Consider the following 19,492-nt stretch of genomic DNA (forward strand, 5'->3'; position numbering starts at 1 on the left):
TGCATAATGCATGCTTACCGCACGATAATCATGCGGCGTACGGCGGTTTTATCGGCGCTGCGGAGTACGTAGACGTAGGTTCCGGGTTCGAGCTCGGCGACACCGAGGTTGACGGTGTGGACGCCGCGCTGGCGGAAACCTTCGTCGATGGACGTCACGTGACGTCCGATCATGTCGTAGAGGTCGAGCGTGATCGTCATGTCCGCAGGAACCTCGTAGGTGATCCGCGCAGCCGGTGCCGCGGAGGCGGAGACCGGGTTCGGATGGTTCTGATGCAGCACGAAGCCGGGAATGTCTGTCATCAGACGGTCGCCGGGCAGACAGTAGTCGAGCAGCTCGAAGCTGCCGTCATCCGTGCCGCTGACCCGGGCGTAACCCTGGGTGAAGGCCCAGTCGTCCATCAAACGCAGCGTGGTGTTGAGGCTGTTGCCGACCAGGACCAGGCAGCGCACGGTGATGAGCGCGCCGGTGCCCGCGGCGACTTCGGCACCACTCGCGGTTATGGTGAGTTCACCCGCGCTGTTGTTGTAGTCCATGGCGACCTGCATGGCAGACGACAGGGTGCCGTCTTTCACCAGCTCAACCGGGTACAGCATGCTGCGGTTGAAGGCGATGCTTCCGGTCCATCCCGTGACTTGGGCGGGACCCAGATCGGCATCGACCATGACGGTGACGTCGATAACGTCATCTACGCGCGCGGCAAGCTGATCGAGACTGAGAATGGCGTCCACAATCGGCTGCGGAATGGCTTCGGCCTCAAGCATGCCGGCCACGCTGATGGCGCAGGGAGCGCCGGTGGTGACGACAAGACTGTCGGTGAAGCTGCCGGATGCGGTCGGGAGGAATTCAACGTCCGCCGTCATCTGTTCGCCGGACTGCAGAACTGCAGGCGGGGCTGGAGTGACGGTGTTCATGTTGAATATCGGATTGCTGCTCATCACATCCGCGATGTTCAGCGGAAGCTCGCAGGTGTTTTCGATCACGATCTGCCGCACGCCGCCGGATTGTCCGACCACCGTCACCGGCCAGTTGGCCGAGCTGACGGTCACCGTCGGCAGTACGGCACGCGCAATCAGCACCGTCCGTCTCTCAACCGGCGTGCCGAACGCGGTGAAGCGCGACACGAAGGTGGCAGTGTAAGTATGCGTGCGCGCATCAGGATTCAGCACGATGCTGACCTGCTCGGTCGCACCGCTGGCAATGCTCGCGGGCAGCGTCGCCGGATCCGGTGCCAGGATGCTGAAGAAGCTGGCATCAGTGCCTTCGAGCTGCACGGACTCAAGCGTGATGTCTTCAAGATACGTGCTGCGAATCGTGAAGTTGAAACTGCGCTCTTCGCACCAGAACTGCGGATCGAGTCGCACGGTATCGATCTGCGTGAGCGCGCCTTCCTGCGCGGTGGCACGGAAGTCGTACACGGTGGAATCGGCACAGGGAGCATCCACGAGCAGCGTCATCGTGCCGAGGAAGCTGCCGGTGTTCGATGCATTGAAATCGAGCTGCAGGGTCAGGGAATCACCCGGCTGTATGCAGTAGGGCGGCGCCGGGGTCGCACTGGTGAGTGGCGGGAAGGTGATATTGCTGCGGTCGTAACAGAGCGGGACGCTGCCGGTGTTATGCAGCGTGATGCTGCGGGAAACCGGGTTGTTCACTTCCAGCGTTCCGAGATTGACGCTGCCATCAGCTGCCGCAACCAGTGTGACGCGTTCGGCTTCGAGCGGAATGTCGAAGACAGGAAGTACGCCGTCATCGGTCTGTATTCTGAGTGCGGCGTTGACCGGACCGTCACCGAGCACCATGGAAGGATCGAAGCGCAGTTCGAAGATGCGCTCCGCACCCGCGGGAATGGACTCGGGATTTACCACCGGTGTCAGGTTCGTGAAGGCCGAGGCGTTTGCACCGATGATGGTCGCGGAAAGGATGGTGATCGGACCGCTTCCTGTATTCTCCAGCGTGTCATTCAGTGTGGTGATCTCGCACTGGGCCTTGCTGCCGTAAGCGAGAAGCGGGGGACGCACTTCCAGCGTTCCGCGCACACCTTCGCCCTGGAGATCGACACAGATGGTGTCGGCGCAGGGACCGGTGATGATGAAGCATGCTGTTGCCGCGAAGGTGTTTTCGGTCTGGGGATTGAAGCGTATGGTATATGTCTCGGACGTGCCGGATGCAACCTGCATCGGGGAGCCAGACTGCAGCGAGAAGGTGCCGGTCGGTGAAATGATGATTTCACCGATGGTGGCATCCATGCCGCCGTTGTTCTGGAAGGTGATATCCCGCGTGGTGGCTCCGCCGACGTTGACGACGGGGAAGCTGAGCGGATTGGGTGTCGCAGCATACTGCTGCTCGACCAGTTCACCATGCAGAGGAATGCGGAATTCCTTCTGGCAGGATTCGGTCACGATGATGAGAACGTCATCATAGCTGCCGTATCCCGGCGGCGTGAATTCCACGAACAGTCCGATAAGCTTTGAAGCCGGAATGCTGATGTCTCCGATCTCCGAAGTTGTAAATGCTGTACCATTCTGCAGCGAGATGTTTACCGTCTCGGGAGTGTTCCCGGTGTTGGTGAGCTGAAGCTTCACGGCGTTGATCACATCACAGATTGCATGTCGTCCGAAATCGATATCCGTTTCGGAAAGCTCGAGTCCAACGCTGTCACGCGTCGCATGAAGCATGACCGAGAGCGAAGGATACGCAGGATCGCTGCTGCTGATAATCAGCGTACCATGCTCGGTGCCCAGCAATGCCGGGGAGGCACAGACTGTGATCGTCTGTTCCTGGTTCGGACCGAGCGTGAAGGGTGTGGGCAGCGGGGGATTGATGCTGAAGACGCTGCCGGACTGCGAAATGGTGAGTCCGGTCACATCCACGGATTCCAGTCCCTGGTTCTTCAGAATGATGTCCTCGCAGGATTCTTCGAACGAGCACGGATCCATCAAATAGGTGATGTCGCCGCGATCAGGCGCGAGTCCATCAGTGTCGCCCGTACCCGTCAGTCCGAGTGCATACGTGTCGCCGCAGGGATCGCTTTCGATTTCCACGATCGGGTGGAAGGGACCGCGTGCGTTCGGATTGAATTCCACATCGAAGGTCATCGACTGACCCGGGGACAGCGGAACGGGAAGTGCCTGCGCAGGAGTGGCACTGAACACCGAGCTTTCCTTCACGACGCTGATGCGCGTAATCGTGAGAGGCTGATTGCTGGTATTGCGAATGGTGAACTGCCGTGATTCGGGGACGAAAAGACGTGTGAAGAATTCCGTCGTCGAATCCCCTTCCACGGTGAATTCGGCCACCGTTCTGCGCGCGGTGACATTGATGTTCGTCACCCCGGCCTGCAGGTCATTGTGTGTGAGACGGATGATGGCGTGGCTCTCGCCCTCGGTGGGACGATTGAATTCCACGATCATCGGGTATTCGCTTTCGGGCTGTGCGGTGTCGTTGATCGCGGGCTGTATCACCTTGAAGTGAGCTGCATCCGCGCCGCTGAGGCTGATGCTATAGAAGACCAGCGGACCGTTGCCCTTGTTCTTGATGATAATTGTATCGCGAAGCGGGGTGGAGCAGGGCTGTATGCCGAGATCGGCTGCCTGCGGCGCTTCGATTTCCGGGTTCGGTACACAGCGTGCGTTGATCTCCACGTAGCCGGTATCCGGACAGCGGGCATCCCAGGTCACACGCACCGAGGTGTTGAATTCCCCAATATCCACAGGCGCGAAGCGCAGCGTGAACGTTGTGCTGCCTCCAGGCTGCAGTGTCATGGGGATGGGTGGCTTGTTCTGGAATTGCAGAGGGGGCAGGATTTTCGTGAAATCGATGCCGGTGATATGTGCCGGAGTGTCACCCGGATTGGTGATCGTGATGGTTTTGTTGGTCACGCGGTTCGCAAAGATGGGACCGACGGTGACAGGACTCGGGGGATCGAATTCGAGGACGGTTTCCAGCGCCTTGCCCTTCAGTGTGAGCAGAAGAGTATCGGTGCAGAGTCCATAAGGAATGCGATACGTCGCTTCAAAGTCGCCGGCTTCCCAGGGCTTGAATTCGAGATGCAGCGTCTTGCTGCTGTCCTGCAGAAGCACCAGTCCCCTGTCCGGCGAACCGAACATCGGATCCCCATCGGCGTATTCAATCAGTCCGATGGAAACAAAAGTATTCCCTATATTCTGCAGCGTGATGGATGTGTCTTTCATCCCTCCCGTGCAGATCTCACCGAAATCGATCGTCGTTGCCGACGCCGTCATTTTCGAAATCTGTCCCATACCGTTGAGCGCGATAATCGCGGTGTCGGGACAGGTAGGATTGCCGTTGATGATGCGATACACGCCGCGGCGCATCGCACTGTCCTGCGGCGCAAAAATAAATTCAAAGTTCTCAGATCCGTTGATCTCCGTACCGGGCTGCGGATTGAGCAGACCGAAGTCGTTGTCGCCAGAGACGAACTCCATTCTGACGAACGTCGGATTGCGATTTCCCGTCGCACTGATGGGTGTCGGGAAACGAAGCGTATCGCCGACGCAGGTTCCGTAGGAAAGCTGCATTTCGTCGAGGAAACTCAGAGCGCCATAGTTGCGCTTTCCCTCGAGGCGCACGAGCCAGGGATTGTGATCCGGATCATTGCTGCCGATGGAAAGCGTGCCGACCTGTGTTCCGCCGAAATTCGAAGGCGGCGTCCACTTCACCTTGACCTCGATAAACTGTCCCGGCGGAAGCGTGAGCGGGAAAATCCCATTGTTCACAATTTCATATTCCGGCGGGGAGAAGTTGAGGTGATTCGGGTCAATGGTCAGCGCGCCGTTGCCGCTGTTGCGAATGATGAAGGAAGCTTCAGCCGAACGTTCACAGCTGATTTCAGGAAAGGTGAGTTCGGTATCGGTATTGGAGATATCGGATACAGGAGGTACACCGTAAAAGCGTATCATGTAACCTGTGTTCTGTGCCTTGTTGCCGCCGACGGCGAAGCCGGATTGTTCGCTCACCATCTTGATGGCAGTCATGGGGTCGGTATTCGGGACGTAGCCGATGGAATGCTTCTCGTAATTGAAGCCGCCATCGGCCGAAACGCCGATATAATGTCTTCCTGCGCCGATCATACCGCGGTTTGCATTGAGGAAATCACCGGCCCACATGCCTTTCACGGTGGAGGGCAGGTTGCCGGGTGTGACGTTGACGTAGCGGTTTCCATTGAGGATGGACCGATATGCGAAGGGCATCTGTGCCTGCTGTCTCTGGCCGCAGAGAATGTGATCATCTGCTGTGGTCATCTGGATGTTTGTGAAGAACAGATCGGTCATTCCGGAAACGCTGATAGGGTATATCGGTGTATAATTTCCCGATCCCGAGTATTCAAGGAGGAGGCCGAATTCCCCACCCATGATGTATTTACCGCCTGCATAATCGACGGTCAGCAGTGCCCCCATTCCAGAGAGGATGTACTGCGGCGGGACCGGGTTTTCAAACCAGTCGTTGCCGCCATTCGTCGTCATGAATACCTGTGCGGGATGGTCCTCGCCCCCGTTGATCATCGCCTCGAAACCGTCTCCACCGACAATCATGCCATTGGCTTCGTCCGCCCACACGATGTCATGCAGCGTGGGAGGAGACATGAAGCGGTTGGTGTCCCACGGAAGGTTTATCTGCTGCCATGTGCGTCCCTTGTCGAAGGTCTTGTACACCATGGCGCTGTCGCCCACGACATAAGCTAGTCGGTTGTCAAGGACGTACACCGCGCGCCAGACAACCCAGTCCGGCAATGGCGGAGTGAACATCGGGCCCGACGCAGGGACTGGCATCCAGTGATCCCAGCCGTCGTCGGTAAAGACGATGCCGCTCCTCTCAGTTGACATATCAGGCTGCGTGATTAACACACCGAAGTTCTCATCGTACATATCCATGTCGTAGATGTACGGGAGGCGGCCAGTTATCGGGTGCTCTACCCAGGTCCCGGTTTGCGCGGTGAGTTGTGCTGTGAGGGTGAGAAAAAAGACAATAGTAGGTAGGACGAGGCGTGCCATACAACGTTTCCTCGAAGTTAGAATTGTGCAACAAATAAGTATATACAATTCAAGGCCCTGATTCAATGGGAAACAGAAAAAGATAGGGGGTCATCATTCTCGGTTGCTCTTACAAAAACAGCGCCGATTTGTCCATTGCGGGCAAATCGGCGCTGTTTTGACTGCTTTTTTGCTGATAAATCGTGCCGGCGTTATTCTCCGACCGGCGTTTCGACGATAACCTGCACCATACGGCAGTAAAAACGGCCTTCGGGCGTGTCATTCGGGAACAGGAGCTGCGTGGAGCCCACACCGCGGGTGGTGACGTCCACATTCTGCAGTGCCTTGCCGAAGACGCGGCGTACGGCGTCGGCGCGCTGCTGCGAAAGCTTCACGTTGTATTCGGGGTCACCCACGGCGTCGGTGTAGCCGACGATGGAGACGCGGGAATTCTCCGTGATGCTTTCGGACACTTCGTCTATGATGGCGCGGTTGCGATCTGATACCGTCGATTTATCAAAATCGAAGAGGATCAGCTTGGACCGGTTGATGCGCGTATCGCCGATGCGTTCTTCACGTTTACGCTCGAGCGTCAGCGTATTCATCATCACCTGACGTTTGGCGTCTTCGCTCTGATCGCGGCGGTCGCGGACCCGAAGCGCGATCTGCAGGGGTTCACTGCTGCGTGAGAACACATCACCCGTGAAGTCCCAGGTGTAGCTTGAAGCAGGTGCAGCTCCGGTGCCATCCTTGCTGAACAGCGTGCGATCGCCCTGACGGATATTGAGAGACCAGCGGTCGACACCGTTGGGCGCATCCACCTTCGGTTCAATCAGCAGTCCGGCAAGAGACGCGTTGTATTCAAGCTCGTCACGGCGGATGGGATCGACGATGCCTTCCATATTCGAAGTGATTTCGACGCGGCGGTTTTCTTCCTGTCCACGCTCGTCATCGATGGCGGAAGGATCTTCAGGCAGATTGCGGGCTTTCGTGGCGATGCGTTTGGCATCGATACCCCAGACGTCGGTAAAGTATTTTTTCACTGTCTGTGCGCGCTGACGTGAAAGGTCAGTGGCGCCCTTTTCGATACCGCTATTGGCGTTGGTACCCGTCAGCGTAATGCGCGCCTTCGGATTGTCCTTCATACGGCGACCGATGACATTGAGCATGTTGCGGTAGATTTCGAGCTCCTGTCCGCGGGCGTCATCAACCGAGAAGGTGGATGCACGTTCGGGGGTGAGCAGGTTCTGACGCAGCGGAGTGGCGGCATCACCGTCATTGAAGAACACGTAGGTCAGCAGCGGGTAGCGTTCCACGGTGCGGATTTCCTCCACCGTAATGGAGGTTGCAGGCGTGGTCCCACCTTCGAGATCAAGCCCGCTGACGGAAAGATTGGCCGCAAGCGGCGGAATCTTTTCGGGGGGAGGCGGTGGTGGTGGGGGTGGTGGTGGAGGCGGCGGAGCTTCTTTTTCCGGCGGCAGCATGGCCCAGCGTGCTCCGACACCGATATTGAAGGCGGAGACGGACCAGTCGCCGCTCCCGGTGACATTGGTCAGCGGAAGGGCGTACGAAAGCGCCGGGGTGATGAGCACGTTGCGGGCAACCGGGAAGTCATATCCCGCACCCACCGCCAGAGCGAGACGAATGCCGCTGACGTCGTGAATTTCCTCGTCACGAATCTGATGATCACGTGTGCCATCGGCAAAGCGCACACCGGCGGGAGAAACGAGTTCCTCCTGCAGGGTGTAGTCCTTGCTCATGGGGAAGGCGAAATCCACCTGTGCATTGAGATGAAGCGGCAGCTCAGCGTCGGGGAAATACAGCACGCCCGGACTCAGAGCAAAATAGGAGAGGGTGTTATCGAAGGTCTGGTTGACGATCATGTCGACCGGGGGACCGTTCTCCTGTGCCACTTTACCGATATAGTAATTGTTGCGGTCGAACTGCCCGGAATAATCCTGCAGTCCGAGACGGACACTCCACATCAAGGATTGGTTGAATGGGATTTCCAGCAGCGCCTCGAAACGGAGCGTCATGACGTCACCGTTTTCGAAGGTACACGTACCGCAGACGGACTCCTGGTCCAGCGCGTCGAACGTACCGCTGTGGAAATTGAACTGTGGGCCGACGTACACGCCGAAACGCATCACGTCACGATACCCGGGTTCTTCCGTTTGTGCCGTGGCGTGCCACAACGGCAATAACAGAAGCAGGGGGAGAAAAGCTTTGGAGAGATGCATAGTACAACCGTGCAGGGTTGGAAAACAGGAATGTACAGAAAATTCCTACGAAAGGTGAAATGTGTCCTATGGTTTTATTTCGGTAGTACGTACATACGCAGCTGTCGCCACGCGGCGAACGAGCGCACCGAAATGGACAGGGAATCTGCGCTATTTCATGCGCAGCAGCTTGCGGACGATGGTTTGTCCGTGACCATGAAGCACTGCGAAATACACACCCGGCGCAAGACTGCTGCCGTCGATGCGTGCGATATGCGTGCCTGCGGACTGCCGCCTGTCGAAGACCACGGCCACCTGCCGACCATTCTGATCCAGTAACGTCAGGCGCAGCTGTCCTTCAGCGTTGACACTGTATTCAAGGCTGGCCTGCGATGTAAAGGGATTCGGTGTGCTGCTCTGCATACGCAGTTCAACCGCGGCAGTCACCAACCGGGTCCCGCCTGCATCACAGAAATCGATCAGAGTGAACTGACCATCGCTGCGCGTATCCACGCGCGCGAGTCCGCCGGTAAAATGGAAGCCGTCTTCAATATGCAGATCGGTCTGTAATCCATCGCCGATGAGGACACGGAAACGCATGAACACAAGCGCGCCGGTGCCGCTGCCGATGCTTCCACCCGAGGCCGTCATCGACAGCGTTCCCGCTGTCGCATCGAATTGCATCGATGTTTGCAGTCCGGCTGAGAGAGTGGAATCGGTAATCACTTCCATCGGGTAGAGCATGGAGGGATTGAAGCGAACACTGCCTTTCCAGCCTTCGACGCCCAGACCGGAAACATCCGTCATCAATTCGAGGGGAATGTCGATGATATCGTCCACACGACCTTCATAGGCGCTGATGCGCAGCGTGGAGGAACGCCAGTCATCGATGCCGCGTCCCGTGAGCGGTGTCACCTGCTCCGATCCACAGGGCAGATCGAACTGCATGGTGAGATCGGCCGTGTACAGCTGCTCGGCCTCAGGCGCGAAGCGGAGTGTCACCGTAATCGATTCACCGGGTTGGAGAAGTGCGGGCAGCGCGGGAAGGCTGCTTTCAACGCTGAAAAATGTATTCGATGGCAGGATGGCCGTGACCTGTACCGGATAGGTCTCGCTGTTGCGCAGCAGCAGCTGCCTGGGAGCGGAAATCGTCTGAATGCTTACATCCCCGAAATCCACAATTCCCGCACTTTCGAGCTGCACAGCGCGGGCGTCTCCGCGAACGTCGATATCGAACATCCGCGTCATGCCGCCATCGTCCTGCTCAATGTGGAGCTGCGCAACGTAGAGCGCATTGATTCCGGCATCCGGCGTAAGGCGCAGATCCACCCGCAGGGAGTCGCCAGCGGGAATCGATACGGGAAGTGTTGCCGGAGAAAGAACGGAAAATGCCGCGGCGTCCGGCCCCGTCATCGTGAGCACGGTAATGGTGGCAGTTTTATCCTGGAGATTGCGGATATACAGGCTGCGGTCGGTGGACATGCAGTTCGGGAGGAGGCCGAAATCGAGAGGTCGGCCGGAGAGGCTTTCGACGACATCCGCCTGAATGATGATGGCGGTGTTTCCGCTGCAGGGTCCGTCATGCAGATACAGTAGACTGTCGCGATACACACCTTCGGCAGACTGCGTAAAGCTGACGCTGATCGTGGCGCTGTCACCGGGAAGCAATGTCAGCGAGGTCGGAAGGGCAGTTACACCGGCCGGAAGCTGCACGTTGCTGAAGTGCACGGGATGCGTACCGGAATTTCGCAGTACCAGCTGACGTGATTGCATCGTGCCGGTCACTACCGTACCGAAGTCCAGCGTCTGCGATGCGGGAAGGACGAGCGTCGTGCGGATGAGCTGCAGGGGCACCTGCAGCTGGGGCTGCGCGCTGTTGTCGCTTTCCACCACGAGCACCGCCTGTTTTGCACCATCCACCGGCATGGCGCTTGCCGGGATGCGAATGGTGAAGCTGCGTTCCGACGCCGGTGCAAGATCTTCGGCACCGGAGAGGGGATTCTCGATCACGAAACTTGCGGCATCGGCTCCTTCAATACGCGATGACGTCAGCTTCAGCACCGAGCCGCCATTGTTGCGTACTCGAACTTCGCGCGTTACGTCCGCACAATGCGCGACACTGTCGAAATCCAGCAATACCGGATCGGCTGTCAGAAGGGCATCGGCCGTATTTCCCTGCAGGGGAATGCAGATGGTGTCGCGGCAGGGCTGGTCGAGGATGATGCAGGCCGTGGCGGACTGGCTGCCGGCTCCTGTGGGACGGAACTGAATGGGCAAATCCGTCAGGTTGTTCTCGCCCACGGTTTTCGGGTAGGCGCCCCAGGAGGCGAAATCCGTGCCGGCGGGACTGATACTCACATCCGCAATGCGGACGGAAGAAAGATGCAGATTGCGGAAACTGAAATTCTGTATGCTGTTTGCGCCTACCGCCACACCGCTGAATATCAGTGGCTGCGGGGTGACGGTGTAATTCGTGTCGTACAGTGCGCCGTGCAGCACAAAGGGCACGCGTTCGCCGCAGCGGGTGGTTGTCAGGAACAGCGTATCGTGATAGATGCCGGGACGGGGAGGAATGAAGGTCACGCGAAGCTGTGTAAGATTCCCTGGCTGCACGGAAACCGGCAGACTCGTTGTGACCACGAAACCTTCCGCACCAGGGACGCTGTCGATGAGTGCCGTCACCGAGCCGCTGTTAGTCACCGTCAGGAAGGTCGATTTCCCGATCTCACAAGCTGCGATGGTGCCGAAATCGAAAGATTTTTCTGAAAGGGTTATTCCCGACGAATCCCTGCGCGCGGTCAGTGGTACGCGCAGCACAGGATTGTCGGGATCGGTTGTTTCGATGACGAGATTGCTGACACGGCTGCCGGTGAAATCTGCCAGCGCACAGATATCGAGGCGCACGCTCCCGTTCGCGGGAAGACTCAGGGGGAGTGTACCGGGCAGGGACATGCGGAAGCCGGTCGACGGCTGAATACGCACATCGGTGATGTCTACGTTTTGCGAACCGCTGTTGATGACGCTGACCGTATCGCATACCTCGTCCATGTTGCAGGGATCCAGTCGAAACTCGATCGCCGTGCGCGTCACACCGACGCCAGTCGATGTGCCGCGACCGTTGACGTCGGCACAGAGCGTATCGGGACAGGGTGCGGCGACGCCCACGCATACACGCGCGTTGGAAGTCTGGACGGAGGATGGAGAGAATTCCACGAGAACATTTTGTGCGTTACCGGGAGCGATGTCGATTGGGAAGGTGGTGGGCCCGAGTATCTGGAAATCGGGTCCTGCCGGAGTCACCCACGCTCCTGTAAGCGTGAGCGTGCTGCTGCCGTTGTTGCTGACAACGAGACTGCGTGTATCGCTGCTTCCAATGGTGATTCCTCCGAAATTCAGCGGAGAAGGCGCGATTGTGGCATCGATGACGTTGCCCTCGCCGGTCACAGTGAGGAGGTACGTGTCATTACAGGGACCGACGGTAACCAGGATTTTACCCGTATATACGCCCTTCGCCGAAGGGGTGAAAGTAATTTCAAACGACACTTCCTGTCCCCCGCTCAGCAGAATCGGGAGCGGTGAGCTTGCGACCCGGAACTCCATTCCTTCAACAACACTGATGTCCTCGATGGTGAGATTTCCGCCACCTCCATTGCGCAGTCGAAGCGAGCGATGCTGTCCGACGCCGGCACAGCTGATAAACGGTGAAAGCGTATCACCTTCTATGTGCAGTTCCACGACGCTGCGTTCTCCGGTCAGCGCTACCACTGTGACGTATCCGGGTTTCGGATCATTGTGTTCAATCACCAGCTTCGCGTTGCTTACACCGTTCGTGGCAGCACGGTAGGCCAGAATGACTGCAACGGAGTCACCGTTGTTCACTGTTGCCGGCAGCGCTGGCGCCCGGATGCTGAAGTCGGAAGCCCCCACGCCGGTGAGCGACATGCGCTGCAGGGAAAGTGTGCCCTTTCCCGTGTTGTAGACCATCAGGGTATCGAGAATCTCGCCGTCACAGCGCTGTACTCCCACATCATGGGTTGTATCCACCGTGATGGTAGGAGCATCGCCGCTGGTGGCACCGACCGCAAGGCAGCTGCTGTCGGCGCAGGGATCCGTCCAGTGTACGCAGAGCGAAGCATTGATATTTTCTGTCCGATCCGGCTTGAAACGTACGGTGACGGATGTCGTCTGACCCTGGGGCAGGACCATGGGGAGGACCGGCATGTTGATCAGGGTCAGTCGAGGATGGGGCGGATTGAGTGTGATCGCGTCGATGGTGATCGGTGTGTTGCCGCTGTTGATGATCTGCACTGGTTCGTCGATGGTGACGCCGGAGGGGGTCGGACCGATGGCGAGCACGGAGGTCGGGATGAAGGACACGGCCGGACGCACACCGCGTCCCCGCAATGTGATAAGCAATGTGTCGGTGCAGGGCGCCAGAATGAGTGCATACTGTGCTTCGATGAGCCCGGTATCGTTTGAACCCGGGGCGAAGCGCACGGTGTACGGCATGCTCTGTCCCGGCGGAATGGGTCCAAAGGGACCGGAATGCTGATTGGGGAAGCGGTTGGTGCCTGTGACGAACTGCCGCAGGCTGATGGTGGAATTGCTCGTTCCGGTATTGGTGACGGTGATCTGCATGTCCTTGAACGTATCGACACAGATGTCACCGAAATCCACAACGTAGTCGCTGAGCGAAAGCGAGGCGTCGAAGGCCGTTCCGCTGAGGGTGATCATCGTCGTCTGCGGACAGGCTGGATTCCCATAGGTCATACGGTATACGCCGCTTCTGCTTCCACCGCTGGTGGGAGTAAAGCGGAAGGTGAACTGATCACCTGTTCGTACGGTGTCGCCGAGCGGTGGCGACACCAGGGTGAACATCTTGTCCCCGCTTACATGCTCGAAATTGATCAGCAGCGGTTTCAGATTCCCCGCCACGGTGGTGGTCACAATAACCTCGCTGCTGCTTCCCAGGCACGCATCCGGAAACTGATAGGATGAGCCGATGGCGAACGTTCCTTTATTGTAGAGTCCGTCAAGTGCAACGCTCCAGGTCGGGAAGGCGGGATCATTGCTGCTGATGAGCATGTTCGCTCCGGCGGGGATGGGACCGGGGATGGTGGGTGTCCATCGAATGGAAATCGTCGCCCCGCCCTGCGGCGGAACCGGTCCGGGAAGGGGGCCGACGAGCGCAAAACCCGGTACGTTGAAGGTGATCGCCGAGATGTTCAGGCTTGCAAGTCCGTCATTCCTGATGGTGAACTGTTCGATCGTGGTGCTGTCGCAGTCGAGCGTCCCGAACGACATCGTGGTGTCGGTCATGGAAATATCAGGCTGCGGCTGGGCTTCATAGCGCAGGATCCAACCCGTGGATGTCGTACCCGGCGCGCCCCCCGAGGCGTAGCCGATGCCGGTAGAGGGGAAGTCGATGCGTGTCAGCCAGTTGTTGAGTGTCTGCGAGGGGAGGGGGATGGTCGTCGTGGAGGACCAGCTGCCGCCGCCGTTCGTGGTCACGTACAGCGGCTGCGACCCGTACCCCGTCCAACCATACTGACTGTTGATGAAATGCACGGCATTGTATGTCTGTCCTGACGCCAGTCCGCTGCCCGCTGCCGAAAAGCTGCTGCCGCCATTCGTCGTGCGGTACACGCCTGAGCCTGGTGTGGTTGCGCCGGCGATTGCTCCGTTCTGATCATCCAGGAAATGCAGGGCTTCAATCAGTCCCAGTGCTGGCGTACTGCCGCTCAGGTCTGTCCAGCTCGTTGCCGATACCTGCGGATTTCCGCGAAGCAGCGTACTGTTTTCTCCTGCAACAAACCAGTTGTTCCCCGCACTGTGAATTGCATACAGTGCGACCGAACTGCTCACTCCTGCGGGCAGGGTCTGCGCGACCCAGTTGTTGCCACCGTCAGATGTGTAATAGATTGCGCCGTTGTTTCCGACCACCATTCCTTCGGTAGTGGATTTGAAGAAAATATCGAACAGTGTACTGGTCGCAGCGATACCGTTGGTGGCACTGTCCCATGAGTTCCCGTTGTTTGTCGTCCGGTACAGGCGTCCATTGGAGCCACAGACCCAGGCGTTGCTGCCGACAGCTGAGACGCCGGACCAGAGACTGTGGCTTGCCGCGAGTCCGTTGAAGCTTGAGGAAGGAAGCACGAACCAGGTCGGGTTGCCCGCCTGCTTGCGCAGCACGCCGGAGAAGCCGTTGGATACGGAGGCGTAGCCGGCAGCAAATCCTGTTCCGGTGTCCGTCATCGCGACGCCCCAGAGTCCGCCTACCTGCACGAAAGTGTTCGGATTGCTCTGCAGCGCCGTGGGCTGCTGCACCCAGTTCCCCTGTGCGAGCAGAACATCGGTCGACGCGGTGAACAACATCAGGGTGGCAAGGAAACAAATGACGGTTCTCATGCGGACTCCAAAGACGAAAATGTTTTCAATACCGAAAGATAGGAATTCTGCATTATGAATGCCGAATGCGAATTGTCAAAACGGAGGCGGCAGGGCACGTTGTCCCATTTGAAGGACAATGCTGTCCTCAATACGACACAGCACAGGGAACGGAGCAGAGCTAAATACTGAAAAAATGCCTGCTTTGGTTTTTGGTACATGCTTTGCTTGTGTAAGTGCATCCTTCATTGAGCCGTTTGACATCCATGCAAATTCCCATCCGAACCTGCCGCAGTTCTGTTTTTCTGTTGTTGTTATCCATGTTTGTGGCCTCGGGCCTCACGGCGCAGGAAATGGTGCTTTCGGGCACCGTGCGTGATGCAGGGACGAAAGAGCCACTGGTGTTCGCGCACATACTCGTGAAGGAAACAGGGACTGGGGTGGTGACGAACCGTGAGGGACAATTTGTCCTGCACCTGCGGCGCGGCGTGTGGACGCTGCAGTCGAGCTATATCGGGTATCGCCCGCAGACGCGCAGCATCATCGTCCATGACAACATGGAGGATGTGAATTTCTCACTGCAGCCGCGAGTATTCGCCATGCCCTCGGTCACAGTGACACCCGATGACAGCCTGGCACGCCTGATTATTCGCCGGGCCAGGCAGCGACGCATTGAGAGGGACGGGGAACTGCAGTCCTACCACATGCGCGCGCATACCAAGGTCTACTCGCGCCTCGACAGTACACGGGGAATGGGAGATGATCTCAGTGCGGAACTCACGGCATCCTTTCTCGATATCGGCGAAACGCAGACGGAAGCCTGGTACAAGCGTCCTGACCAGCACAAAGTTCTCATCCATGGCCGACAGCAGACCGATCTCTTCAAGCAGATAGGGAACACCCTCAACAGCAGTTTCGGACGCTACGACTTTTCAAGCGAGGTACTGCGTTTCCCGAACGACACCGATGTCGATGGACCCGTATCCGAGGCAGGTCTCGAGGATACGTACTGGTACAGTGTTGCAGGCATCGCCAGGGGCGAGAGACATCAGGTATACCGTATCAGGGTTCTCCCGCGCTCCCTGCAGACACCGGGTGTAACCGGGTACTATTATATCGAAGACTCCACCTGGTCGATCACGCAGGTGGAGCTTGAACTGAACGAGGCGACACGCAATATCAGTCTTCCCATCGCAACGAAGATTTCATTCCGACAGCAGTTCAGTCTGTATGGCGACGCGCTGTGGCTTCCGAGTGCGGGACAGGTGCATGTGCAGGCCAAGCTCAATCTCATGGGGACCGAGGTGTGGCTGAGTCTGAATGCGAGCACCGTCATTGCAAGCTATGAGCTCAATCCCCCGGGCGTCGATTCAGTGTTTGACGATTACCGGGTTGAGGTACTGCCCGAAGCGGATGATATCCCTCTTGCGGAGTGGCGGAGAAACAGCCTGCAGCCACCCTCTGAAATAGATAGCGATATTTATCGCATTTCAGACAGTATGGAAGTGCTGAGGGCGGAGGAACTGATGAATTACAATGTGGGGTGCGTGATATCAGGAAAGAAGCTTCAGCAGGATGACAATACATGGGACGTTCCCGGATTGATCAACGCCGTGCAATTCAACAGGGTGGAGGGTGTCAGCATCTCCATCCCGTATTCCAGTGAAATCAGGGAGGGCCTGATACAGCGATATGCAGCCAATGCTGGGTATGGTTTTCTTGACAGGCAGTTCAAGGCCTCCGCATCCGCGCGCTTTCGCACCGGGGGGAGGGAACGGTCATTTATCGGACTGGAAGCCTATTATGATCTCGCACCGCTTTATCGTGACGATCTTGTGTACAGCAACACGCTCGCGACATGGATGGCCCTGCTTGACCGCTACGACGCCCGGGATTATTTCTACCGCAAGGGTGTGGCCCTTAGCTGGAGCGCACATGCACTGCCATGGCTGGAATCGGAGGTCGGTGGGAGGTTTATCGAGTATGCATCCGCACGGAAACATGCGGACTGGAGCATAGCCGGCGAAAGTGTGATCAGGGAAAACGCTGCCGTGCAGGAGGGACAGGTACGTTCCGTACGGCTATCGCTGAACGGAGATTTTCGCACTCGTACGTTGATGAAAGGGCATGTGCAGCGCCGCGACCGTTCTCCCTCGAACTTCATTCCCGCCCTGACCGTGGAATATCGCGACATGCAGTTGGCGAACAGGAGATGGGATGCCCTGATCCTGCAGGCTTCGCTCTCCGGTCAGATCGGGTTTGGTGTTTTCGGGAAAACGCAATATTTCCTCAACGCATCCCGCGCAACTGCGCATCTCCCGATGCAGGGACTGCTTACTCTACCCGGCAGCGAACCGGGCTTCACCATGCCGATGCATTTCAGAACTACATCCATTGGAGAATTTGGAGGGGACGAGCGCGGCATGGTCATGCTCGATCACAATTTCGGGAAATTGCCGTTTTCGTGGATCGGACTTCCCTCCGGACAGTTCTACGCTGCAGAAATGTGGCAGCTGCATCTGTTTGCAGGTGCGGGATGGACAAGGATGCGTCCCGGGACACGATCGCTTCTCACGCGGGAAGTAAAAACCGCCGAGCGTCACCTCATCGAAGCGGGCCTCTCGGTGGAAAACCTCTTCGGCATCATGCGCATCGATATCGGTACACGGCTTACGCATTTCTCCGACAATCCTACGGTGTTTTATGGACTGACACTCAGTCCACGGTGAACAGTCGGGCGTTGACCGCGACGACGACGGTACTGAGTGACATCAGGACGGCACCGACAGCGGGACTGAGAAGTATGCCCATTCCGGCGAGCACACCGGCTGCAAGGGGAATGGCAACAATGTTGTAGCCGGTTGCCCAGAAGAGATTCTGTATCATTTTCCTGTACGTTGCCTTCGAAAAGGCGATGACACGTTCCACATCCATGGGACTACTGTTGACGAGTATGACATCAGCGGTTTCTGCGGCAACGTCCGTTCCGGAGCCGATGGCAATGCCAACATCTGCTTCCGCGAGAGCCGGTGCGTCGTTGACACCGTCACCTGTCATGGCCACGACATGTCCTTCCTTCTTCACCTTCTTGACAATTTCTGCTTTCTTATCCGGCAGGACACCTGCGAAATATTGCTCGAGTTCGAGTTCTTTGGAGACCCATCGCGCGACGTTTTCGTTGTCACCGGTGACCATCATGCAGGCGATGCCTGCATCCCTGAGCTTTCTGACGGCCTCACGGCTTTCCTCGCGAATCCTGTCAGCAAGCGCAATCATCCCTTTGGCAGTGCCGTCGATGACGACGAAGACCTGCGTGGCACCGGAGTCGGCGATGTCTCCCAGGGCATCACTGTCAAACGCAATGTCATTCTCTTCGAGGTAGCTGCGACTGACAGTAAGAACGCGCTTTCCGTCTACCTTCCCTTCCGCACCTTTCCCGGGTATGGATGAAAATTCTTTCACGGAGGGGATATCATCCGCTTCCTCGACGATACTGCGTGCAATGGGATGTTCACTTTCAGTCTCCACTGCCGCGGCGAGCCGCAGCACTTGTTCGCGATTCATGTCATCATCAAACAGGACGACATCGCTGACCCCGAATTTCCCTTCAGTGAGCGTCCCTGTTTTGTCGAAGAGAACGGCGGTCACATTACGTGCACGCTCGAATCCCCGACGGTCCCGCAGCAACAGTCCGTTGCGTGCAGCCGCTGAGGTACTGACGGCAACGACGAGAGGGACCGCGAGTCCGAGAGCATGGGGACAGGTGATAACCATCACGGTAACCATCCGCTCGAGCGAGAACACAAAGCTGTCACCTGCGCCGAGCCACCAGGCGAGCAATGTGATCACTCCGGCACTCACCGCAATGCCCGTCAGCCAGCGTGCTGCGCGGTCGGCAAGGGACTGGGCACGGGACTGGCTCTGCTGCGCATTGCGCACGAGCTCGACCACCTGTGAGAGATATGAATCCTTCCCTGTTTTTTCGATGCGCATCTTCATGGAGGCATCGCCATTTATCGAACCGCCGATGACTTTGTCGCCGGGGCCTTTCGTGACAGGAACGGATTCACCGGTAATCATGGACTCATTGACAGAGCTGCTGCCTTCCTCTACGGATCCATCACCCGGGACTTTTTCGCCGGGTTTGATCAGCACGAGGTCGCCTTTCCCGAGCTTGTCGATGCGTACATCGCTGATGCTGCCATCTTCCTCGACGCGGTGCGCTTCGGAGGGCAGAAGTTTGACTAGTTCTTCAAGCGCGCGCGAGGCGCCCATGACCGAACGCATCTCAATCCAGTGTCCCAGCAGCATGATGTCGATGAGCGTCGCAAGTTCCCAGAAGAAGGTGCGTCCCTGCAGTCCGAACGCGACGGCTGCGCTATAGCCCCAGGCAACGCTGACCGCGACACCGATCAGCGTCATCATGCCGGGATTCAGTTCCTTACTCTCGCTGTACCAGCCCTTCAGGAATGGCCATCCGCCGTAAACAAATACGATGGTGCTGAGAATGAAGAGAAGCATGCGATCGCCGGTGAAGGACATTGCCTCGAGTCCGATGAACTCGCGAATCAGTGGTGCGAGGAAGAGTATTGGCAGTGTCAGCGCAAGAGAAATGAAAAACCGCAGCCGAAAATCCCGCAGCATGTGCGCATGGTGGTCGTGATGTCCTTCATGGCCACCATGATCGTGTCCCCCATGCTCATGATTTCCATGTTCCCCGTGACCCCCGTGGCCTTCGTGGGATTTCTGGTGATTTTCCTGCTGCTGAACTTCGTGGTGCTGTTGTTCTGCCACGTGTATCCTCTCATTGTTCAACGGTCCCTACTCAAAACAACGGAGCACCGGCGCAAATCGTTCGAAACAAGAAGCCCTTCCCCAAATTGCGGGGAAGGGCTT

General features: G+C 57.7%; 5 protein-coding genes. 1 reads left to right on the forward strand and 4 read right to left on the reverse strand.

Translation table 11 applies throughout. The features are described from left to right. Window positions 1-14 precede the first annotated feature (14 nt). The 3 genes from KQI65_09320 to KQI65_09330 all read right to left on the reverse strand — a co-directional run bounded on the left by KQI65_09320 (window position 15) and on the right by KQI65_09330 (window position 14,617). Window positions 15-6,011, reverse strand: a complete 5,997-nt coding sequence (locus KQI65_09320; GenBank protein ID MCB2204939.1) for a choice-of-anchor D domain-containing protein — start codon at window positions 6,009-6,011, stop codon at window positions 15-17. Between the two features lie 191 nt (window positions 6,012-6,202). Further along, a complete protein-coding gene (locus tag KQI65_09325) occupies window positions 6,203-8,230 on the reverse strand; it encodes an OmpA family protein (protein MCB2204940.1) in 2,028 nt (675 codons plus the stop codon). Window positions 8,231-8,380: 150 nt separating this feature from the next. Further along, window positions 8,381-14,617, reverse strand: a complete 6,237-nt coding sequence (locus tag KQI65_09330; GenBank protein ID MCB2204941.1) for a choice-of-anchor D domain-containing protein — start codon at window positions 14,615-14,617, stop codon at window positions 8,381-8,383. A gap of 299 nt (window positions 14,618-14,916) precedes the next feature. On the opposite strand from KQI65_09330, the gene KQI65_09335 reads away from it, so the two are divergent. Then, complete coding sequence (locus KQI65_09335; protein ID MCB2204942.1) at window positions 14,917-17,325, forward strand: DUF5686 and carboxypeptidase regulatory-like domain-containing protein; 2,409 nt, start codon at window positions 14,917-14,919, stop codon at window positions 17,323-17,325. Here KQI65_09335 and cadA read toward each other — a convergent pair. After that, window positions 17,312-19,240 (reverse strand): cadmium-translocating P-type ATPase, encoded by a 1,929-nt coding sequence (gene cadA / locus KQI65_09340; protein ID MCB2204943.1) that lies wholly within the window; start codon window positions 19,238-19,240, stop codon window positions 17,312-17,314. The genes KQI65_09335 and cadA overlap by 14 nt on opposite strands. Between the last annotated feature and the right edge of the window lie 252 nt (window positions 19,241-19,492).

Source organism: bacterium (genome assembly GCA_020444325.1).
In the GTDB taxonomy this organism is placed as follows: domain Bacteria; phylum Bacteroidota; class Ignavibacteria; order SZUA-365; family SZUA-365; genus BM516.